16 protein-coding genes are annotated in these 21113 nt (G+C 56.3%); 3 read left to right on the top strand and 13 right to left on the bottom strand.

Features of this window, described 5'->3' with window-relative positions:
• Positions 1 to 132: 132 nt before the first annotated feature.
• Positions 133 to 780 carry a molybdenum cofactor cytidylyltransferase gene (mocA, locus tag PG888_RS16925; RefSeq protein WP_269475377.1) on the bottom strand — a complete coding sequence of 216 codons (648 nt, stop codon included), beginning with the start codon at positions 778 to 780 and terminating at the stop codon, positions 133 to 135.
• A gap of 1 nt (position 781) precedes the next feature.
• On the opposite strand from mocA, the gene yqeC reads away from it, so the two are divergent.
• Positions 782 to 1630 (top strand): selenium cofactor biosynthesis protein YqeC, encoded by an 849-nt coding sequence (gene yqeC / locus PG888_RS16920; RefSeq protein WP_182939642.1) that lies wholly within the window; start codon positions 782 to 784, stop codon positions 1628 to 1630.
• Between the two features lie 27 nt (positions 1631 to 1657).
• Entirely contained in the window at positions 1658 to 3250 is a 1593-nt protein-coding gene (yqeB, locus tag PG888_RS16915) for a selenium-dependent molybdenum cofactor biosynthesis protein YqeB (RefSeq protein ID WP_182939641.1), read from the top strand.
• 196 nt (positions 3251 to 3446) lie between these two features.
• Here the strand turns inward: yqeB and PG888_RS16910 are convergent, their stop codons facing one another.
• The 8 genes from PG888_RS16910 to PG888_RS16875 form a co-directional block, all read right to left on the bottom strand.
• Positions 3447 to 4532, bottom strand: coding sequence for a calcium/sodium antiporter (locus PG888_RS16910; protein ID WP_270693869.1), 1086 nt, complete (start codon positions 4530 to 4532; stop codon positions 3447 to 3449).
• Positions 4533 to 4692: 160 nt separating this feature from the next.
• Positions 4693 to 5616: a DMT family transporter gene (locus tag PG888_RS16905; RefSeq protein WP_182939639.1), complete on the bottom strand. Its 924-nt coding sequence runs from the start codon at positions 5614 to 5616 to the stop codon at positions 4693 to 4695.
• 224 nt (positions 5617 to 5840) lie between these two features.
• The gene (gene arcC / locus PG888_RS16900) at positions 5841 to 6773 is read right to left on the bottom strand and encodes a carbamate kinase (RefSeq protein WP_182939638.1); all 933 of its coding nucleotides are present in this window, start codon (positions 6771 to 6773) and stop codon (positions 5841 to 5843) included.
• A 56-nt stretch (positions 6774 to 6829) separates the two neighbouring features.
• Positions 6830 to 8251, bottom strand: a complete 1422-nt coding sequence (hydA, locus tag PG888_RS16895) for a dihydropyrimidinase (RefSeq protein ID WP_182939637.1) — start codon at positions 8249 to 8251, stop codon at positions 6830 to 6832.
• A gap of 119 nt (positions 8252 to 8370) precedes the next feature.
• The gene (locus PG888_RS16890) at positions 8371 to 9588 is read right to left on the bottom strand and encodes a YgeY family selenium metabolism-linked hydrolase (RefSeq protein WP_182939636.1); all 1218 of its coding nucleotides are present in this window, start codon (positions 9586 to 9588) and stop codon (positions 8371 to 8373) included.
• Between the two features lie 127 nt (positions 9589 to 9715).
• On the bottom strand, positions 9716 to 10915 hold the full coding sequence (gene dpaL / locus PG888_RS16885) for a diaminopropionate ammonia-lyase (protein WP_182939635.1): 1200 nt from the start codon (positions 10913 to 10915) through the stop codon (positions 9716 to 9718).
• 137 nt (positions 10916 to 11052) lie between these two features.
• Positions 11053 to 12240: a knotted carbamoyltransferase YgeW gene (gene ygeW / locus PG888_RS16880; RefSeq protein ID WP_182939634.1), complete on the bottom strand. Its 1188-nt coding sequence runs from the start codon at positions 12238 to 12240 to the stop codon at positions 11053 to 11055.
• Between the two features lie 373 nt (positions 12241 to 12613).
• The gene (locus tag PG888_RS16875; protein WP_270693868.1) at positions 12614 to 13609 is read right to left on the bottom strand and encodes a Wadjet anti-phage system protein JetD domain-containing protein; all 996 of its coding nucleotides are present in this window, start codon (positions 13607 to 13609) and stop codon (positions 12614 to 12616) included.
• Between the two features lie 209 nt (positions 13610 to 13818).
• Here PG888_RS16875 and PG888_RS16870 point away from each other — a divergent pair, with 209 nt between their 5' ends.
• Positions 13819 to 15057, top strand: coding sequence for an esterase/lipase family protein (locus PG888_RS16870; RefSeq protein ID WP_182939632.1), 1239 nt, complete (start codon positions 13819 to 13821; stop codon positions 15055 to 15057).
• Between the two features lie 577 nt (positions 15058 to 15634).
• Here the strand turns inward: PG888_RS16870 and PG888_RS16865 are convergent.
• From PG888_RS16865 to PG888_RS16850, 4 genes are all read right to left on the bottom strand, one after another.
• Positions 15635 to 16309, bottom strand: a complete 675-nt coding sequence (locus PG888_RS16865) for a DUF3313 domain-containing protein (protein WP_270693866.1) — start codon at positions 16307 to 16309, stop codon at positions 15635 to 15637.
• Between the two features lie 37 nt (positions 16310 to 16346).
• Complete coding sequence (locus tag PG888_RS16860) at positions 16347 to 18575, bottom strand: patatin-like phospholipase family protein (RefSeq protein ID WP_270693865.1); 2229 nt, start codon at positions 18573 to 18575, stop codon at positions 16347 to 16349.
• A 28-nt stretch (positions 18576 to 18603) separates the two neighbouring features.
• On the bottom strand, positions 18604 to 19863 hold the full coding sequence (locus tag PG888_RS16855) for an anaerobic sulfatase maturase (RefSeq protein WP_182939628.1): 1260 nt from the start codon (positions 19861 to 19863) through the stop codon (positions 18604 to 18606).
• A gap of 113 nt (positions 19864 to 19976) precedes the next feature.
• A complete protein-coding gene (locus PG888_RS16850; RefSeq protein ID WP_182939627.1) occupies positions 19977 to 20960 on the bottom strand; it encodes a transporter in 984 nt (327 codons plus the stop codon).
• Positions 20961 to 21113 lie beyond the last annotated feature (153 nt).

Raw genomic sequence — 21113 nt, 5'->3', positions numbered from 1 at the left:
TTGCGAGTAGTTATCAATCACTCTGAAACTTACTGAATGAGCTGATTAAAAAGAACTCGCACTATCAGATTAAGTGCGAGAAATATCACTTTGATACGCCATTTATCTCCCCGTTATCTTTTTAAAACAGGGTTATTTCGCGCGCTCGGTCTCATTTTCCAGCGCACCGCCCAGCAGCGCCTGATAGCGCTCCGGGGTATCCACATCAAACAGGATGGCGGGGCTGTCGACTGGCACCATACGGTGGGGATGCCCTTGCAACCAGCGCCGTACCGACGGCTGCACCGGGGCCGCTGCCAGCTCGCGGGCAAGGGATTTGGGCAGCAACACCGGATGGCCCGCCTCCCCCTGCCAGGTGGGAAAGAGTGCCTCACAGCCCCGTGCCAGCCAGAGCTGTTGATAGACCTCGCGCGGGATACAGGGGAGATCCCCGTGGCTGATAAAGAGGTAGTCAGCATCACTGGCCGCCAGGGCAGAGCGGATCGAACTGCCCAGCCCCTGCCGATAGTCGGGATTGTGGACGACAACAATATCCGGCCGCTCAAGGTAGCGTTCTTGAAGCTCCTCGCCACGATGGCCCACCACCAGAATAACCCGCTGACAAAAGGCCAGGGCATTTTTGAGACTTGCATCAAGCATTGTCCCCTGGCAATAAGGTAGCATCATTTTCCAGGTACCCATTCGGGAAGATAAACCCGCCGCCGTTATTATACAGTCACACTGCACTTGTTCCTGGCAACGTTGTTTTCCACTCTCTTCGATATTTATTTTGGTCGTCATTATGTCGCACCCACACGCTGTTGCTGTCGCATTTCCAGATATAGATCCGCTATTAAACCCGCTCACCCAAAATATTGATAGCCATACTACCTTAATTAGCCTCTGCGGGGCCGGTGGAAAAACCAGCACCCTGTTCTGGCTGGCGGAATATTTTTATAAACAGGGTAAAAGGGTGCTAATTACCACCACCACCCGGATGTTTCTGCCTGCCCCGTCACACTATCGGGAATTGATCCTGGAAGCCGATCCCGTCCGCCAACTGACCCGCTGTCAGCAACTGCCCGATGAGCCGACTCTGGTCGCCCTGTTCAGCCATATCGATCAGGCCAGCGGCAAGGTGGCGGGCCCCACACCCCAGCAGATTGATCTCATCAAGGGGCAGCAGCGCTTCGATCTCATCCTGGTCGAATCGGATGGCGCCAATCACAAGTTATTGAAAGTGCCCGCTTTGCACGAACCTTGCATTCCCCAAAGCAGTGATTGGGTGATCGCCCTGACGGGCGGCGCCATGGTGGGAGCCAAGGCCGACCCGCAGCAGATCCACCGCTGGGCCGAATTCCAGGCCCTGTGCGGGATAGAGGCCGGTGACCCGCTCGACTGGGCACTGTTTCACAAGCTGCTCTCCCACCCTCAGGGGGTGTTCAAGGGCACCCCGGCCAGGGCGCGCCGGATCTGGTTTATCAATGGCGATTATCAAAATGAGCCGTCATGGCTACCGCCATTGATAAACCTGCTGGCCCGGCACCCCGAGCTCCACGCCATCTGGCAGGGAGCGGTACGGGAGCCACAGCCCATTCGCCACGCACTCGGCTACTTCGCTCAGGATGAGGCACAGCCGCCTCGCCCATGATGATTTAAGGATAAGAAGAGGTACCTTATGAATCTTTTTTCACACGCAGCCCGACTGGAACAGGAGAACACTCCGTTTGCCATTGCCCAGATCATCGAGAGCCGTGGCTCCACGCCCCGCCATCAGGCCCAGATGCTGGTGATGGCCGATGGCCAGATCCTCGGCACCATCGGCGGCGGCATGATTGAACGGCTGGTGATCGAAGAGGCGGTGGCGGCCATTGGTGAGCGCAAACCCCGCATCTTCCATGGCCGGATGGCCCGCAACGGCGAACATGCGGTGGGGTCGGATTGTGGCGGCGCCATGTCAGTCTATATCGATGTCTACGGCCTGCGCCCCCGTCTGGTACTGATCGGCGCCGGTCACGTCAACCGGGCGCTGGCCCATGCCGCCGCGCCGCTGGGTTTTGATATCCATGTGGGCGACTGCTTTGAAGGGAGCCTCAACCCCGATCACTTCCCCGCCAGCACCCATCTCAAACAAGCCGATACCATCAGCGCGGTGATCGAGGCGCTGGCCATCGAGCCCGCCAACTTCGTCATCATCGCCACCAACCATCAGGACAAGGAGGCGCTGGAACGGCTGATAAACCGTCCCCTTGCCTATCTGGGGCTGCTCGCCAGCAAGCGCAAGGTACAGACCTTCACCCAGACCCTGCGCCAGCAAGGGGTGAGTCAGGAGCAACTGCAGCGTTTGCACGCCCCCATCGGCTACAACATCGGTGCCGAGACGCCCGAGGAGATCGCCATCAGCATCCTCGCCGAGTTGCTGCAAGTGAAAAACGGCAAGGCAGGCGGCCTGATGCAGGATGATGTGCGCCTCAAGCGGGATCAACTGGTGGTGATGCGCGGCTCCGGCGATATCGCCACCGGCGTCGCGCTGCGGCTGCACAATGCGGGCTTCAAGGTGGTGATGCTGGATCTCGACAAACCCACGGTGATCCGCCACACCGTCGCCTTCGCCCAAGGGATGTTTGACGGAGAAACCAGTGTCGAGGGCGTGCGCGCCAAGCGGGTCGAGAGCGTCGAGCAGGCGTTCGAGCAGCTGGATCGGGGCATCATTCCGCTGCTGGTTGACCCCGACTGCGCCACCCTCGCCGAGCTCAAACCGCGCTATCTGGTGGATGCCATTTTGGCCAAGCAGAACCTCGGTACCCACAAGGAGATGGCCCCCATTACGGTGGCCCTGGGCCCGGGTTTTGAGGCGGGACGCGACTGCGATGCGGTGATCGAAACCAACCGCGGCCACCATCTGGGGCGGGTCATCTATCAGGGCCCCGCCCAGCCCAATACCGGCATTCCCGGGGTGATCGAGGGGCACTCCGCCCGCCGGGTGGTGCGCGCCCCCGCCCCCGGCGTGATGAAGAGCCTGATCAAGCTCGGCGACCTGGTGCAGGAGGGAGATGTGATTGCCCATGTGGGGGACGCTCCCATTATCGCGCCGCTCTCGGGCATGGTGCGGGGGCTGCTCAGCGATGGCATCGAAGTCCCGATCGGCTTCAAGATTGGCGATATCGACCCCAGAGGAGAGCGCGCCGATGCCACCACCGTCTCTGACAAGGCCCGCGCTATCGGCGGCGCCGTATTGGAAGCCATGATGCATCTGGCCCAGCGCAGATAAGCGTGAACATAAAGCCTATCGGCAAGGCCCGCGTTATCAATTAGCGGCGCCGTTCTGGAAGCCAGAATGCATCTGGCCAAGCGCCAATAAAGGCTCTGCGCGCCCCCTCAGCGCCAAGCAAAAGCCCCACCGTGATGGTGGGGCTTTTTTCGGCCGGTCGGTTGATGCCGCTCCCTTTACCTCAGGGAAACCTGCGTCACGGCCGGGTTCGTTGCAAACGCCAGGCACGAAATGCCAGCACAACCAGAGTGATAGCGGTCAGCGGCAGCACGAAACCGGTCAGCGCCGCACTGAACTGACCTTGCAGCGGACTGGATGTGGCGTGCAGGATCAGCCAGCTGGTGTAACCGATGTAGTAGGCCAGAAACAGCGCCCCTTCCCAACGGGCGATGGTGTAACCGGTAAAGAAGATGGGCAGGCAGGCGAGCGCCACCGCAATCATCACCGGAATATCGAATTGCAGGGCGGTGGCCGACACTTCGAGCCCTCCCGGCGTCACCATGGAGGTGAGCCCCAGCACGCAGAGGATATTGAAGATATTGCTGCCGACCACGTTGCCCACCGCGATATCCCGCTCCCCGCGCAGGGCGGCGACGATGGAGGTCACCACCTCCGGCAGTGAGGTGCCGACGGCTACGATGGTGAGGCCGATCACCAGATCGCTCACCCCGAAGTAGTGGGCAATCTCCACCGCGCTGCTGACCAGCAGCCGGGAGCCCAGGATCAACATCCCCAATCCCGCCACGATAAAGAGCAGATTGCGGGGCAAGCTGTGAGGCGTCTCGGGCTCTTTTTGGCCAAACTCCTGCTCATATTCCGCCTGTACCGCCTTGGTTTCACGGCGGCTCTGCACAAACAAAAACGCGGTGTAAGCAACGACCCCGGCAAACAGCAGCGCTCCTTCGAAGGCTGAAATACGGCCATCCCAACCAAACAGCAGCACCAGCAGCGAGATGGCGATCATCAGGGGCACATCGAAGCGCACCAGTTGCTGGGAGACCACCAGCGGCACGATCAAGGCCGAGACACCGAGAATAAACAGCACGTTAAAGATATTGCTGCCGACCACGTTACCCACGGCGATCCCCGCCTGCCCCTCGAGGCCAGACTGGATGCTCACCGCCAGTTCAGGGGCACTGGTGCCAAAAGCCACTATGGTCAATCCCACCACCAACGGGGAGATGCCCATCATGGTGGCGAGGCGCGCCGCCCCCCGCACCAGAGATTCGGCCCCCATCACCAGACACACCAGCCCCACGGCCAACCACACCAGCGTCATCATACGGTTTCATCCTTGCCGTTACGTTTGTTGAAATAATCACAATGAATCAAATGCCTGCGCGTCAACACAGCTATGTAACGCCATTGTAACGAGGGGCTGGTTCCCTGTCGCGGGCTCTTTTGAGTGCCATTTATCGTGCCACTGGCAGCCCAGTCACCACTCAGCCGTGCTTGATACGGGTATCCCCCGCCACCGATACCACGGAGCGCTTGCCCTTGCGGCTAATCACCAACAGCGCCAGCACGATAAGGGCGATGCCGCTCCCCTCCACCGACCCCGGGTTTTCCCCAAGCAGCCACCAGGAGAGCAGCACACCGGTCACCGGCACCGCTAGGGTGCTGAGGCTGGCGATCCCCGCTGGCAGTTTTTTCAACACAAACAGCCAGAGACTCCAGGCGATGGCGGTGGCGAAGATGGCGCTATAGGCCAGCGCTCCCATCACATAGGGTTGCCAGTCGATGGGGCGCTCCGGCACCAGCGCCGCCACCAGTGCCATCACTATGGTTGCGTAGATCATCTGCCAGGTGGTGAGGGACATCAGATCCACCCCGGGGTGGCGGGCATACATCCGCTTGGCGATGATGGCGCTGATCCCCCAGCAGATGCCGGAGAGGATTGCCAACAGCGCACTCTTGAGGGATTCAAGGTGCAACTGCCAGGGCTGGATCACCAGCAGCAACCCGCAGGCCGCCACCCCGACCGCCAGATAGTGCAGCTTGCGCATCCGCTCACCGAGAAAGAGCGCCGCGAAGATCACCACCCAGAACGGCATGGTGTAACTCAAAATGGCCACCTTGCCCGCCCCGCCGCTGATCAGCGCCCACTGGGCCAACCCCACCATGCCGCAGGTCTGGAACAGGGCGATGGCCAGGGTATAGCGAAACGGGGTGGGCTTGAGATAACGGCGCCCACGCAGGGCCAGCACCAGCAACAACACCAGGGATCCGCACAGGCAGCGCAGGGCGGTGAACTCGAAGGCCCCCGCGTAGAGCATCACCTGCTTCATCACGATCCAGCTGTAACTCCAGATGGCGGTGAGCAGGACTAACCCCCCCAGCGCCGCCATATTGATCTTTCCACTCATCTCTCACCACGCATTGCTCTGACTTTCGCCTCTTGTTCCGATGGGCCAACCCTTATCGGGGTGGCTATCTTACCCCTGTGCTGGCGGGCTGCCCATTCCCTACGGGCGAATAGCCTATGGGCAAATTGCCTGTGAGCAAATCGACCTCAGCCACGGCAACGCCCGAGCCAAAAGCAGCAGGGGGCCAAGGCCCCCTGTCTATCAACCCGTCATCACGCAACACGCTACAAACTGATCACGGTCCCGGTCTTGCCTGCGATCCCCTCGGCTGCCTTCTCCAGTAGGGTGATCAGGGATTTGCGCCCGGGCAAGGATGTGGCGAACGAGAGCGCCGCCTCCACCTTGGGCAACATGGAGCCTTTGGCAAACTGCCCCTGGGCGATAAAGCTGTTGGCATCGGCCACGCTCAGGGTATCGAGCCACTGCACATCTGGCTTGCCGAAGTTGATGGCGACCTTCTCCACCGCGGTGAGGATGATCAGCATATCGGCATCAATCAGCTCCGCCAGCTTGGCACTGGCCCAATCCTTGTCGATCACCGCGCTGGCGCCGCGCAGGTGATTGCCCTCGCGCAGCACCGGAATGCCGCCGCCACCGACGGTGATCACCACCTGACCGGCGGCCAGCATGGCGGAGACGGTCTCCTTCTCGATGATGTCGACGGGTTTGGGAGAGGCCACTACCCGGCGATAGCCGCGACCGGCGTCCTCTTTGAGCCGCTCGCCCTTGGCCATCAGCGCCTCGGCCTCCTCCTTGCTGAAGAAGCCGCCGATGGGCTTGCTGGGGTCCTGGAAGGCGGGATCATTTTTATCCACCTCCACTTGCGTCACCAGCGTGGCGACCGGCTTGTGGATGCCACGCTCCAGCAGGGCTTCGCGCAGGGCGTTTTGCAGGTCATAACCGATGTAGCCCTGACTCAGGGCCACACAGACCGACATCGGCAGATGGGGGGATTTTGGCTCGTGGCGGGCCGCCACTTCGAACGCCTGCTGGATCATCCCCACCTGCGGCCCGTTGCCGTGGGTGACCACCACCTCGTGCCCCTGGGCGATCAGGTCGGCGATGGTGTGCGCCGTGCTCTGCACCGCCTTCATCTGCTCGGGCAGGTTGTTGCCCAGAGCGTTGCCCCCCAGGGCCAGTACGATACGCTGTTTCATCTTGTGCTCTCCGATGATAAGGGTAGGCCGGTGTCATACCGGCTCGGTTGTTCTGTCTATCGCTGTGCTGATGGTTGTTCTCTGACCGCTTCGCCCAGCAGTGGATCAAAGGGTGCACGCGCCAAAAAGCGTCCATGCCCCCGTTGCCCGGTAAATTCGCCGTCGCGGGCGACTATCTCGCCGCGACTGAGGGTCATCCTGATCTGGCCGGGACAGCGCATCCCCTCATAGGGGGTGTAGTCGCCGTTGTCATGCAGCGCGGCATGGCGGATCTGGGTCTCGCCACGGGGATCCATCAGTACCAGATCGGCGTCGGCCCTGGGTTGCAAGTTGCCCTTGCGCGGCCAGAGGCCAAACAGGCGCGCCGAATTGGCGCTGGTGAGGGCCACGAAGCGCGACGGCGAGATGCGCCCGCCGAGCACCCCGTGGGCAAACAGCAGCAGCATCCGGTTCTCGACCCCGGGCAAGCCGTTGGGGCAGAGGCTGAAGTCGCCGCCCGAGAGGGTCATGCGCTGGGCGTGGGAGAAGTTGCAGTGATCGGTCGCCACCGTGTCGATGTCACCCGCAGCGACGCCGACCCAGAGTTTGTCGAGTTCGCTGCGCCCGCGCAGCGGCGGGCTCAACAGGAAGTCGACCCCGTTCTCCCGGTAGTAGCAGCTGTCATCGAGCAGCAGATATTGCGGGCAGGTCTCCACCCAGACCGGCTGACCCTGACGACGCGCCAGCTTCAGATACTCCAGCCCCAGTCCGTTTGAAAGGTGAACGATATAGAGCGGCGCATTGCCAGCAAGCCCCGCCAGATTGATCATCCGGGCCACCGCTTCGGCTTCGCACTCCAGCGGGCGGCTCTGCGGGTGATACCAGGGCTCATGGTGACCCGCGGCCAGCAGGGCCGCACGGCGCGCCGCGATGGCGGCATCGTTCTCGGGATGGACGGTGGCGAGCGCCCCCACCTCTTTGAGGCGGGCCAGGGCGCGCAGCACGTCGTGGTCCCCCAGCTTGTACTGGTAGGTGAGGTAGAGCTTGAAGCTGCTGATCCCCTCCTCCTGCACCATGGCGGACATTTCGTGGAGGATGGCGTCATCCACATGCTGGATCACGCCGTGAAAGCTGTAGTCGATCACCGCCTGATCGGCGGCGTAATCGTGATAGCGGGCCAGCTGGTGATGCAGATTGCACCCCGCCGGGCCAAATCCCATATGATCGACGATGGTGGTGGTGCCACCACAGGCGGCGGCACGGGTACCGCTGAAAAAGTCATCGCAACTGCGTGCAATCCCGACATCGATGTTGAAGTGGGTGTGGACGTCGATACCGCCCGGCATCACGTAACAGCCGCTGGCATCGATCAGCTCGGTTTCGCCATCGGGCTGGATATCGGCGGCACGGGCACGGATCACCCCGTTCTCGATCAGCAGATCCTGACGATATTCACCCTGTGCATCGACCAGCACGCCATTCTTGATCAGCCGTTTCATCCCCACCACCTCGAACATCATATCGCTTCAAACAGCAAGGCCCCGCCTTAACACAGACGGGGCACTTGCCACACTTGCAACAGCCGGACGGCGATGGCAGTCACCGCCCGGCAGACCCCTTACTTGTCCAGCTCGGCCAGATAGAGCATGGGGATCACGGCGTACATGGCGGCGCACTTGACCAGATGCTCTTTCCAGGTCTTCTCGTTCGGCGCATGGGCTTCCGGCTCTTTACCCGGACCAAAACCGATGACCGGAATGCCGTGGCGACCCATGATAGAGACCCCGTTGGTCGAGAAGGTCCACTTGTCCACCACTGGCGCCTTGTTGAACAGCTGAGTGTACGCCTTGGAGAGGGTCTTGACGGTGATGTGATCCTCTTCCACCTTCCAGGTCGGGAAGTAGCACTCGGTCGGGTAGACCAGACCGGTATAGGCCGGACGGTCGTACTGATACATGGAGACCTCGGCACCGGCAGCTTGCACCGCAGGCAGGGCACGGATCTCGTCCAGCGCGCCTTGCCAGGTCTCGCCCCAGGTCAGACGGCGGTCGATGGAGACGGCGCAGCTGTCGGCCACGGCGCAGCGGCTTGGCGAAGTGAAGAAGATCTCGGAGACCGTCAGGGTGCCCTTGCCGAGGAAGTCGTCATTGCCAAGGTTGTGGCTCAGCGCCTGCAATTCGCCGAGGATCGGGCCCATCTTGAAGATGGCGTTGTCACCGCGCTCCGGCGCAGAGCCGTGGCAGCTGACGCCCTGCACCTCGACGCGGATCTCCATGCGACCGCGTTGACCACGGTAGATCTGGCAGTCGGTCGGTTCGGTACTGACCACGAACTCGGGGCGGATCTTGCTCTGCTCGATGATGTACTGCCAGCAGAGACCGTCGCAATCCTCTTCCTGCACGGTGCCGGTCACCAGCAGGGTGTACTCGTCTTCCAGTCCCAGATCCTTGATGATCTTGCCGGCATAAACCATGGAGGCCATGCCCCCTTCCTGATCGGAGGCACCGCGACCACCGATGATCTCGTGATCTTCCATCCCCTCATAGGGGTCGAAGGTCCAGTTGGCGCGGTTACCGACACCGACGGTATCGATATGGGCATCCATGGCGATCAGGTGCGGACCGTGGCCGATATAGCCCAGCACGTTGCCCATGGGGTCGATCTCGACCTTGTCAAAACCAACCTTCTCCATCTCCTGCTTGATGCGCAGCACCACGCGCTCTTCATCGCAGCTCTCGCTCGGGATGGCGATCATGTCGCGCAGGAACTGACTCATCTCGGCTTTGTACTGGTAGGCCTTCTCCAACACCATTTCAAACGGAATTTGCTTGCTCATTGTGATTCTCCATAACAACTGAGAGTGCGCGGCCTGTTCATCGGCAGCGCCCTGTGCCCGTTACCGCGCCCCCGTTAGCGAGGCGCGATCAATTCTTTGATTCGTGGTTGCTTACTCGCAGCCGGAGTTACTCGCAGGCCGGGTGTTTGCCTTCCCACACCACTTCCCGATAGTGGGTCACATCGGTGTCCCCTTCGGTGTTGATGATCAGCACCACGGAGTCGCGACTTAGCCCCAGACGTTCCATCAGCGCCGCGCGATCCGGGTGGTGACGCACCGCCGCCAGCACGCCGGTACCGACCGAGCCGGATTCGCCGGAGATGATGCGGGGATCATTGCCAAGGGGGTTGCCCAGCACCCGCATACCCAGCGCCGACACCTTGTCGTGGCAGGAGATGAACTGGGTGGTGCAGCTTCTGAGCAGAGGCCAGCCGAGCGGATTGGGTTCACCGCAGGCGAGACCGGCCATGATGGTGCGCATGTCGCCGCCTACGTTGACCATCTCCCCCGCCACACCGGAGCGGTAGATGCAGTCGGCCTGATCCGGCTCGACGACTATGCTGTGCAGGTTTTTCGCCCCGAAGCAGTCCACCAGATAGCCGAGCACCCCGCCCGCCAGCGCACCTACGCCAGCCTGCAGCAGCACGTGGGTCGGCTGCTTGATGCCCATGGCCTGCATCTGCTCGACCGCTTCGTCGGCCAGAGTGGAGTAACCCTGCATGATCCAGGTCGGGATCTTGGTGTAACCCTCCCAGGCGGTGTCTTGCACGATGTGCCAGCCGCGCTCTTCGGCCATCTTCATGGTCAGGCGCACGGTATCGTCATAGTTCATGTCAGTGACGATGCACTCGGCACCGAGGTTGAGGATGTGATCCACCCGCTCCTGGGCAGAGCCCTTGGGCATGTAGACCACCGCATGCTGACCCACCTGCTTGGCGGCCCAGGCAACACCGCGACCGTGGTTGCCATCCGTGGTGGTGGCGAAGGTCATCGGCTCCTTGATGGTGCGTTTGATGAGATCGAAGGAGAAATCCTCGATGGCCACCCCGTATTTTTCACAGAGCAGGTTGGCGATGGCATAAACACCACCCAGCATCTTGAAGGCATTGAGGCCAAAGCGCTTTGACTCGTCCTTGACCAATATATTTTTCACCCCGATATAGGCGGCCAGATCTTTCAGGTCGCACAATGGGGTCGGCTCATAACCGGCCAGTTTTTTATGAAAAGCGCGAGCCTTTTGTGCTTCAACACGGGAAAACAGCGGTGATGGCTCGGCGGTAAAAAAGCGGTTATCGGCAATATCCATCTTCAGCGAAAATTGGGACATGCTTACCTCACTAGGCGTTACCTGACAAAGAGCAGCCTCGCCGGGAGATCCGTTATTCAGATACCACGGGGAGAAAACTCGAAATAATGGATTCGACAGCGTGGGCAGGATGAATATTCACCCTGCCCTGCCGTTATTTATTTCACCCGCTTTTGCGCCTCTTTAATCAGATTCTCCAGGGTTTCTGCCGGGGCGGAGAATTTACGGGCCATGATCATGGCGGCGATAATATAGGGCTTCCAGCTCGCCTCTTTGTAAGTGGCGATACGGTATTTCTCGAATACCCCTTCGGTCACTTCGCCCTCTTTGCAGGAGACGCCAGAAATATCGGCGGGCAGGCAGTGCATATAGAGCGCTTCGCCACCCTTGGTGAGCTTCATCATCTCCTCGGTGCAGTGCCAATCCTTGTGCTTGGCGTTCTGCTCCAGACAGTGTTTCTCCAGATCTTTGAGGCCAGCGTGGTCATTGGCGCGCAGCAACTCGGTGCGCTGCTCCATCACCTTGTAGGGAGCCCAGGACTTCGGATAGACGATATCGGCATCCTTGAACGCCTCTTCCATGGAGGTGACCTGACGGAAGCTACCGCCGGAGGCCTTGGCGTTCTCTTTGGCCACTTCGATCACGTCCGGGATCAGGTCATACCCTTCCGGATGGGCCAGGGTCACGTCCATGCCAAAGCGGGTCATCAGACCTATGATGCCCTGCGGAACGGAGAGCGGCTTGCCGTAGCTCGGGGAGTAGGCCCAGGTCATGGCAATCTTCTTGCCCTTGAGGCTCTCCAGGCTGCCGAAGTGCTCCTGCAACCAGGCGAGATCAGCCATCGACTGAGTCGGGTGATCAATGTCGCACTGCAGGTTGACCAGTGCCGGACGCTGGGGCAGCACGCCCTTCTCGAACCCTTCATCCAGTGCCGCGCCCACTTCACGCATATAGGCGTTACCGGCCCCGAGGAACATGTCGTCACGGATGCCGATGGCATCGGCGCAGAAGGAGACCATGTTGGCAGTTTCACGGACGGTCTCGCCGTGGGCGATCTGGGATTTGCCCTCATCCAGATCCTGCTGGGCCAGACCGAGTAGGTTCAGCGCAGAGGCATAAGAGAAGCGGGTTCGGGTGGAGTTATCGCGGAAAACCGAGATACCGAGCCCGCTATTAAACAGTTTGGTAGAGATATTTTCGGCGCGCAGGGTCTTGAGGGATTCGGCCAGTTTCAATACCAGCTCCAGCTCCTGAGGAGTTTGCTCCCAGGTCAGCAGAAAATCTTTTTCATGCAGGTTGGATTTGAGTGCTCTGATCTCTTTGATTAATTCGTTAACTGCTTTCATCGTTCGCCCCAATCATTGGATGAGATATGGATAGCTCCCCTTTCACTCACGATGTCACCAGCATCCCGGTTGTGGGTGAGCTCATCGGTTAGCGTCGATGTAAGGCAATCAATAAGCGTGCCAAACTAAAAAAATGCAGGAAGATATTAATAAATGGCGAAAGTGTGTGATGCAGAGCACAAAAGCGGCGGCTATTTCAGCGATTTATTCCATAAAAAGGTGAGCGGATCAGCCAAGCCATAAAATAGCCGAGTGATAATAACCAGAGGCAATATCCCTACGTCGGTGAGAATTATCATCAAAGGTCAGTTTCAGGGGCTGAAATGATATAACCGCGCTGGCCGTTATCATTATGATAATGCCCCTTTTGGATTCAACTGCCCGCGATGGGCAATGGCCAGCACTGCCAGCGCGCAGCCAGGATCAACACCTCCTGCTCCAGCCAAGCTCCCTTCGTCACCAGTTCATCGAGCCAGGGAACGCCTGTCGGCGTGCCATGACCATCGCCCTGATCAGCCTGCTTCATCACACGCCAGGGCACCTTGCCACTGTCCGTCGCAAAGGTGCGCACCGGACGGGCGTAGTGATCCAGATAAGGCAGCAGCTCACTGGGGAGCCAAAGCATGGCAGGACGCTGCAGCTCACGCGCCAGCTCGATGGCAATGTCGATACCCCGTTGATCGAGATCGCCGAAATGGGCCCACTGCACGCCCGCAGGCAACAGCGGGATCAGCCGTTTGGCCAGGGTGGTATTGCGACCGGGGGCAAAGAGCAGCAGTTGCCCGGGTTGCAGCGGGTAGTCGACAAAGGCCCCCTTGTTCTCCACCGTAATCACGCGATCCCCTTGCCAGCCGATGGCCGCCAACGTTGTCAATGTCCGCTCCGGCAACGCCAACTCCCCCAGCAGGGCCATCACCGCCGTCATATCGTGCTGCTGACCGTGCCGATCGACCAGCGAGAGCGGTTCGAGGGTTCGGATGCGAATCACCTCATCCTGCGTGAGCGACAAATCCGCCAGCTGTGGATCCGGGCATTCACTGCGCGAATGCTTGCTGTCCCCATGCCAGAGTGCATGAAAGCAGGCCTGATTGAGCCGTGCTGGCAAATTCACACCCAGGCGTTGCAGCTGCTCACGCTTGTCCGGCTCGGAGGGCACCACCTGCGCCAGCTGTCCAGCCAGATAAGTCCGCCCCGCCTCGGTCAATATATGACGGGCACTGCGCCCAACTGATTCGACTCCGCCCACCGCTTGCAACAGCTCCTTCAACTCTCGGCCATGCCTGCTCTCAAGGGAGCAGCCCTTCTCGTTCTGGCTATCGAGCAACTTTGCACACAGTTCCTGTACCCGAACCTCATCAAACAGCGACATCCTTATCCTCCTCTCAGCACATCATGTGACGCAGTAGAGGTGATTTTCCCCGTCGTTACCGTGACCGGCTTCGCAAGGGTCTATCATCAGCCCCTTTTGCTCCAGGATCACACTCTCTGGTACTGGTAAACCCGTGCCAAACCGCGCAAGCTGGTTGATATGCCGCCCCCAGGCGGCCCCTTTTCGATGGACTTCCACAAGGCGTTCCCATGACCGACACCACAGAAAAGTCCCCCTCCTCCTGGCATATCTCGGATATCCGTGAGCTGGCGCAACTGCTGACCCTGGCGCTGCCCGCTGCGGTAGAGATCACCGAAGCGGTACATCAGGCTGTGCTCAGCGGTATGGGGATCAAGGGGCGGGATGAGGGGAAGACATCCGGGATCACCGGGCTGGTCTACAAGGGGGTTCACGGCGCGGCCAATACCCTCGGCAGCGGCATCAACGGGTTGCTGACCCGGCTGCCGCCGACCCCGCCACTGCACCATATTCCCGAGACGCCCAAACGCGCGGCACTGATCGCCACCCTCAACGGCGTGATGGGGGACGCACTGGTCGAGAGCCATAACGCCCTCGCCACCCCCATGACCCTGCGCTATCAGGGAGCGCCTCTCGACTGGCAGGCCATGCCGACAGATCTGCCCCGCGAGGGACGGGTGCTGTTGATGGTGCATGGCCTGTGCATGAACGATCTGCAGTGGCAGACCCTTTATCAGGGTGAACCGGTCAACCATGGGGAGCAACTTGCCAACGCGCTTGGTTATCAGCCTCTTTACGTGCGCTATAACTCGGGACTGCCCATTGCACAAAACGGGCAGACACTGGCCCTGTTGCTGGAGCAGCTGCTCACCCACTGGCCGGGAGACCTCAAAGAGATAACGATAATGGGCTACAGCATGGGGGGACTGGTTGCCCGCAGCGCCTGCCACCATGCCTGCGTGGACGGGCTCATCTGGCCTGTGCACCTTGCCAACCTGATCTTTCTCGGCACACCACACCATGGCGCACCGCTGGAACACGCCGGGCACTGGCTGGAACAGTTGCTGCCCGCCAGCGCCTACACGGAACCTTTTGTCAGACTGACACGGTTGCGCAGCACGGGTATCAAGGATCTGCGCCACGGCAAGGTGATCGAGACGCTCGCACCACCCGATCCCGCCGTGCCCATGCGTGATCCCCGCGAGCCGCTTCCCCTCCCCTGCGGCGTCAACTGCTATGCCATCGCCGCGACCACTGCCGCCAAGCGCAGCTTACTGGCCGACCGATTGATTGGCGATGGACTGGTGCCCCTGCGCAGCGCCCTCGGCCAGCACAGCGAGGCGCGTCATCAGCTGGCCTTTCTGCCCGCCCATACCCTGATTATCTATCGCACCAGTCATATGGCCCTGCTCGGCAGCCCGCAGGTGGGCCAACAACTGCTGCGCTGGCTCACCCCTCACCCGGTGTGATGGACGTGACCACATAGCTGCCACAGCGTCGAGCTGCACCCGCCTTGCCAGCGAGCGGATAGATCTGCGCACCACCTTTATGAGGCAACCGGCCACCGCGGGTTGGCTATTAATGCAACGGAGTGCTGGTTTACAGGGTGGCCATGTGGCACTCTGGGATGTCGAAGGAAGAGCCCCCCCCTGGCACCTCGTGTGTCACCACTGCAAAGGAGCGCCAACGATGGCCAAAGCAAGCAAGAAAGATATCAAGAAGAAGATCGCCGCACGCCTTGAGAAAATTGCCAAGCACGAAGGCAAGATCAAGAAGCTGAAGAAGTCCCTGAAATAGGGACCTACCGAATTAAGTGAAACCGCCAACTGGCGGTTTTTTCACATCTATCCCCGACATTAACGCTGCGCTGAAAATAGCCAGAGAGCAATCAGGCCTCGCGACGAACGAACCGTCCGGACACGATAAATAGTCGACGCATGGTAAAAATAGCAAATCGAAGAAGCTGGCTTCACCATGGTCAAATGGACATAAAATACAGGGCCCAGGAAATTTAAAATATTCCTGGGCCCTGAATGTCACAATTTATTAGCGTAACTGAGATGCCAATGTGGTAGCCATCATCACCCACTCATCAAATAATGCTTTAACATGTTCAACTACTAACTGCTGTTGATCATCTGCGAGTGTTTCACCGACCCCCTGACGCAATCCCTTTGCCATGACTTCATGGGTCATTGAGTCTGTCAGCATACCTTCAACAGAAATTGTCACTACTTTGTCGCGATACCCCAGCGCGGTTGAAGCACCGGCCAATACTAATGCGACAGGGACAACCTCATAAGCTTTGAGTCCCTCAACCGTCGTCGCAACACCGGTGACGGCAAGTTTATAGTCCAGCGTGTCTGCGCCAGGGGTATTGGTTAATTCATAACTCTTGCTGATCTCCTGACTGAGTTTCTGGGTTAAATAGTCGGATATTTTGTCAAGATTCTCCTGCTTGACTTGAGTCCCTTCTTTCGGTTTCGGGTAGAAGACAACGGGGTGAATAATGATCTTTTTATACTTGCCCTTAACCATTTCCGGGTTGATCCAGCGTAACGCTTCACCTTGATAGTCACCAGGCGCCTTGGTTAACACAGAATAATCACCCAAATAACCCGAGCGAGGCACCTCAGCAGGTGTTGAACCGGATGGTCCGGAACCGGCACATGCTGCCAGCAGTAATGTCGAAAGTAAAATAGCGATCTTGGTGTTTTTCATATGCATTCCTATTGCTTATTGAATGAAACACGTAGCACTAGTAAAATAATGGCCTGCCTAAATAAAAGAATATTGTGTTGTTATTACTCTCCCCATAACCATAGCCAAGATAAACGGGTCCGAGTGGTGTGTTCGCCCCTAAAAAAACACTCCCGGCCCATTCTGAATTTGAACCAAAGTCATTTTTACTTTCCCATACACCACCATATTCGATGGTTGTCCCTAAATACCATGAAAGCAATGGTATTATTTTGAACTGATGATAGTAGACCCCTGATATCACCCCGGCCTGCTGGCCAGAAAGAGAGTTTTCTGTATAACCAGATAAATTCAGGAATCCGCCAAAGCGATATAAATCCTGGATCGGCGCAGTGCCATCGATCGTTGTCATCGCCGTACCTGCTAATCCAAGCACATGACCACCATAAACCGTCTTGTATATAGCAGCACTTGCCATCGCTTGATCAAACTGACTATCACTACCCCATGATGGGTCGGCCTTGGCATACTCAACCAGGCTAAACCAGCCAGATGTGGGGAAATTAAGATTATCGAGTCTGTCAACCGAGAATCGGGTATAGAGCTGTGCGGTATCATAATTAAATGAATCCCAACCAGGCGTTCCCGTACTTAACTCTCCATCGCCCGTGCGATAGCGATAGCCAATCCGAAGATCACCATAACGCGGGAATTCTCTGCCCAACGCGGCATCCATTTTCGCTTCTGTCACTTGGTAAATAGCAAGATGATTACCCTCATCGTCATAGATACCGACATCATAAGATCCGTAAGAGGCACCTGTCTGCCAGAAATATAATCCTTGCATATCAAATGGTTGGAACCACTCCGCACCAATTTTAGGTTCATTCCCGAACTGGACACCACCACGCAGCTCACCCCCCAAGGAGTTTATATCGGTACGTTGGTAAGAAAGTGCCAAATTGTAGCTATCATCCTTCTGCACTGAACTAGAGAGCTCCACGCCAAACTGCATATAGTTAGGACCCCAACTTTTCGCTTTGGCATCCACCTCCAGCCCTTTTTTACCGTCCTCTTCGATGACGTCATAACTCACCGACTGAAATAGACCAAGGCCATATACGGCGCCAATGTCTTGCTCCAATACTTCCCGATCCAGTGGTTTACCAATTGCTTGATTAATTCGTTTTGCAATAATTTGATCATCGGCGTTAGCATTGTTTTTTATTCTGATAAAGTTGATGACTGGTTCACTTTTCTCCGGGTGATTTCTTGACATCAGCATATCATTGTATGCGGATTCAGATAAACTGAGCGCCTCAAGTTTTTTATTTACCTGAACAGCACTTTTATACCCTATTTTCATGGCATCATTTGTTTTATCAAAATCGCCACTTCCGATATCACCAAGTGCAGGTACAATGAGAATATCTTGTTGATGCAAGGAGGCAATTTGCCGATCAGCATTAGTCCGCGTCATAATCGATGTCATCTGAACGGTAATGGCAAACATATCTGTCACTTGATCTGCTGGCATATATGGCGAGCTAATGTCAACCGCAATAACTATATCAGCCCCCATGCTACGAACAACATCAACAGGAAGGTTATTAGTCAAGCCGCTATCAACCAGTAAGTGGTTATCTTGCTGCACCGCAGCAAAAGCACCGGGAACTGCCATGCTTGCGCGCATCGCGGTAGCCAGATCTCCTTTAGCTATGATGACTTCACTGCCATCACCTATATCTGTGGCGATGGCTCTAAATGGAATAGGTAATTTATCAAAGTCCGTAATGGTACTAACGGGTAATGTGAGCTCTCTCAAGACCAGTGAAAATTTCTGTCCTTGTATGGCACCTGTCGGAAATTTAAGTTCCCCCTTGTCGGTCACACCCGGCCTGGCATCAATCAAATAAAGCCGCTCTTCCTGCTTACGGCGAAGTGGCAGATCTTGTCGTGCAGGGTCATCATTGAAAATATATTCCCAGTCCATTGCACCGAGTGCTTTTTCAATCTCATCGGCTGTTTTACCAGATGCATAAAGGCCGCCAACAATAGACCCCATACTGGTACCGGCAATACAATCAACAGGAATTTTTAACTCTTCAAGCCGTTTTAGAATACCTATATGAGCTGCGCCTCGAGCCCCACCACCACTCAACGCCAAGCATACTTTAGGGCGTTCATTTGCATAACCAATTTGGGGTGAAGCGCAACAAGATAGTAGCACTAGCCACACCGACTTGGTGAAAATACGTGAACCGCGCCACTTATGATAACTTGTCATTTTGATAACCTCCCTATTACCAAATTATTCACCTGAAATTCAGCCTTCTTAAGATAACAGGTAGGTCCGTCAACGCTTTTTTATAAAAGATCTTTAGCCCTGGACAAAGATAATTCAGCCCAGCTTCGCCCTCAGGAGTCTTGACAAAACGATTTTTGGGGCATTCCCCCCAGCATAATTTCAAATATGAGCAGACTTTGCAGTATTGTGTCAGTGACTTGTGCTTGGCATACGCAAACTCTTTTTGGCGGTTAGAAAATGCCATTTCGCCTTCATGAACATGTAATATATTTCCCAGTCGATATTCTGGGTATACAAAACGATCACAACTATACACATCACCATCGTGTTCAATGGCAATTGCTTTTCCACAAATTTGCCCGCTGACACAGGACTGGGCTCCTTTACCCAGCATTTGACTAATCACATTCTCAAATTGATCTACAAATACCGAGCCAAAATCGTGTGAAAACCAGACATCCCAGATTTCTGTCAGAAAATGCCCCCAATCTTCGGGACTGACGGACCAATCTGTGACAATCGAGTCAGAGTGACCCGGTTTAGCCTGGTTAGTCCCCGTCATTGGCAGCTTGGTGACATCCCAATAACCGGGTGCCGTATTTTTAAAGTTGGCGGGTTCAACTGCGGGTAAAAATTGAATGACCGCAGGCCTGACCTCATCCCGTATAAATGTATAAACGGACAGTGGCTGTTTGGCATTCTTGCAATTAACCACACAGAGTGCATTAAATTGAATCTCATACTGGTGTAATAATTCTACTGCATGCATCACTCTGTCAAATGTAGGCTTGCCACCCTTGCTATAACGATAGGTATTATGCAATTCTGCAGGTCCATCAATTGACAGACCGACAACAAAGTTGTGTCGCTTGAGAAAATCACACCACTCAGCCGTCAGTAATGCACCATTGGTTTGTAGATCATTTTCTACTCGTTGATCTGCACGAGCATAGCGCGCTTGTAATTCCACAACTCGCTGGAAGAATTCCAACCCCATCAGTGTCGGCTCTCCCCCTTGCCAAGTGAAGACGGCAACAGGTCCAGTCTGAGCGGCCAAATATTGGCGTATGTGAGCCTCCAATAGTGGCTCACTCATACGTGGCACCTTATCCTGTTTCAATAAATCTTCTTTGTGCAAATAAAAGCAATAAGCACAATCTTGATTACATTGAGCACCGCTAGGCTTAACCATTGTATGAAAGGCGTAATAATTTCCAGCCGGAAGTCGCGGTAGTGATAATGGCGGGTCGATCTCTTTGGAATACATAGGCGTAACTCAAACTCAGTGAAACGATGAGTGTTGAGCATGAAGAACAGGGCCATATTTACTGTAGAATGGTCTTGCCAGAAAATATAACCATATTCCATCATGCAATTACTTCACATGCCATGGCCGAGTCGTTTCGAGCCTTCAACCAATGGATGCCAGCCATAAATGAAGGATATCATGAAACTATCCATACTCATTTCCGCTGGTGCATTATCATTGATTGTTGACATATAACCGACGGTCAGACTCATATTGTCATCAAGATTGTAACCCAGCGTCAGCCCGACAGCGGTACTACTCATCTTGTCGCCATCAACACCATCTATTGATGCCTTGGCACCATTGTATAATGAAAGATCAAGTGATCCCCACAAGCGGTCATTGAAATCACGGGTAAGATGAGCATCGAGCCTGTACATAGGATCTGTTTCCAGTGACTTACCCATAAAGTCATCATTCTTGCCAAAGACCCATGCCGCAGGAAGTAATTCAAATGTTGTTCTCTGGCCTGGAACCCAAGAACCTATTTGCCAGGTCATGGGGAAGCCGATACGGCCATACCAGCGATTTTGTCCCAAGTTCAGTGGCTTGTCGCTATCATACTCACCGATGGGCAATCCCAGATCGACCAGGACATCCATCGAAAATCCTGGCTCATAACGCAGAGCAGCAGGAAGGTCTGTCTGGGCTTTAGGCCCAATCAGGTTGATATCAAATTCGATCATAGGGTCACCAAACCCTTTCGCAGACTGGTGGATCGTATTGCCGCCAATATTGACATCACCTGATATTCTGCCCATAGGCACAATGAACGCAACTAAAGCAGAGCGCTCCATGATTGAGAGCGTCTTGGCATAACCTGTAAGCGCCATTGATGCTTCAAAACTGGCACCCGGTGTTACTGTATGAGCAAAATCGAATGGATTGGTGTTACCTGAAATGTTCTTGTAAATAACCGGTACAGCATTACCACCCGCGAGGCTTTTAAGATAAAAACGGGCGGGAACCTCCTGTGCTTGTGACATGGTTGGCACCACCATCAAGGCGCTAAACATGCTACTCACAATGAATTTTGATAGATGCTTTATTTTCATAGTATCCCTTCCACCAATATTTCTTAATATTCATATTTTTATGAACGTGAGGTTTTACTTATCTGGTGTTGTAACCCTTAACCATCCCCTCATATGAGCGAGGCGTGGCGCGGCTTCTGAGGTATGATCGCCATCCTTGACCAGCTAATACCC

The sequence above is a fragment of the Aeromonas sp. QDB23 genome (assembly GCF_027707745.1).
GTDB classification, from domain to species: Bacteria; Pseudomonadota; Gammaproteobacteria; order Enterobacterales; family Aeromonadaceae; genus Aeromonas; species Aeromonas allosaccharophila.
This window is presented reverse-complemented; position numbering and strand designations above follow the sequence as displayed.

Coding starts and splice junctions, on each gene's coding strand:
- mocA (WP_269475377.1), bottom strand. CDS start 780: ATGACGACCAAAATAAATATCGAAGAGAGTGGAAAACAACGTTGCCAG.
- yqeC (WP_182939642.1), top strand. CDS start 782: ATGTCGCACCCACACGCTGTTGCTGTCGCATTTCCAGATATAGATCCG.
- yqeB (WP_182939641.1), top strand. CDS start 1,658: ATGAATCTTTTTTCACACGCAGCCCGACTGGAACAGGAGAACACTCCG.
- PG888_RS16910 (WP_270693869.1), bottom strand. CDS start 4,532: ATGATGACGCTGGTGTGGTTGGCCGTGGGGCTGGTGTGTCTGGTGATG.
- PG888_RS16905 (WP_182939639.1), bottom strand. CDS start 5,616: ATGAGTGGAAAGATCAATATGGCGGCGCTGGGGGGGTTAGTCCTGCTC.
- arcC (WP_182939638.1), bottom strand. CDS start 6,773: ATGAAACAGCGTATCGTACTGGCCCTGGGGGGCAACGCTCTGGGCAAC.
- hydA (WP_182939637.1), bottom strand. CDS start 8,251: ATGAAACGGCTGATCAAGAATGGCGTGCTGGTCGATGCACAGGGTGAA.
- PG888_RS16890 (WP_182939636.1), bottom strand. CDS start 9,588: ATGAGCAAGCAAATTCCGTTTGAAATGGTGTTGGAGAAGGCCTACCAG.
- dpaL (WP_182939635.1), bottom strand. CDS start 10,915: ATGTCCCAATTTTCGCTGAAGATGGATATTGCCGATAACCGCTTTTTT.
- ygeW (WP_182939634.1), bottom strand. CDS start 12,240: ATGAAAGCAGTTAACGAATTAATCAAAGAGATCAGAGCACTCAAATCC.
- PG888_RS16875 (WP_270693868.1), bottom strand. CDS start 13,609: ATGTCGCTGTTTGATGAGGTTCGGGTACAGGAACTGTGTGCAAAGTTG.
- PG888_RS16870 (WP_182939632.1), top strand. CDS start 13,819: ATGACCGACACCACAGAAAAGTCCCCCTCCTCCTGGCATATCTCGGAT.
- PG888_RS16865 (WP_270693866.1), bottom strand. CDS start 16,309: ATGAAAAACACCAAGATCGCTATTTTACTTTCGACATTACTGCTGGCA.
- PG888_RS16860 (WP_270693865.1), bottom strand. CDS start 18,575: ATGACAAGTTATCATAAGTGGCGCGGTTCACGTATTTTCACCAAGTCG.
- PG888_RS16855 (WP_182939628.1), bottom strand. CDS start 19,863: ATGTATTCCAAAGAGATCGACCCGCCATTATCACTACCGCGACTTCCG.
- PG888_RS16850 (WP_182939627.1), bottom strand. CDS start 20,960: ATGAAAATAAAGCATCTATCAAAATTCATTGTGAGTAGCATGTTTAGC.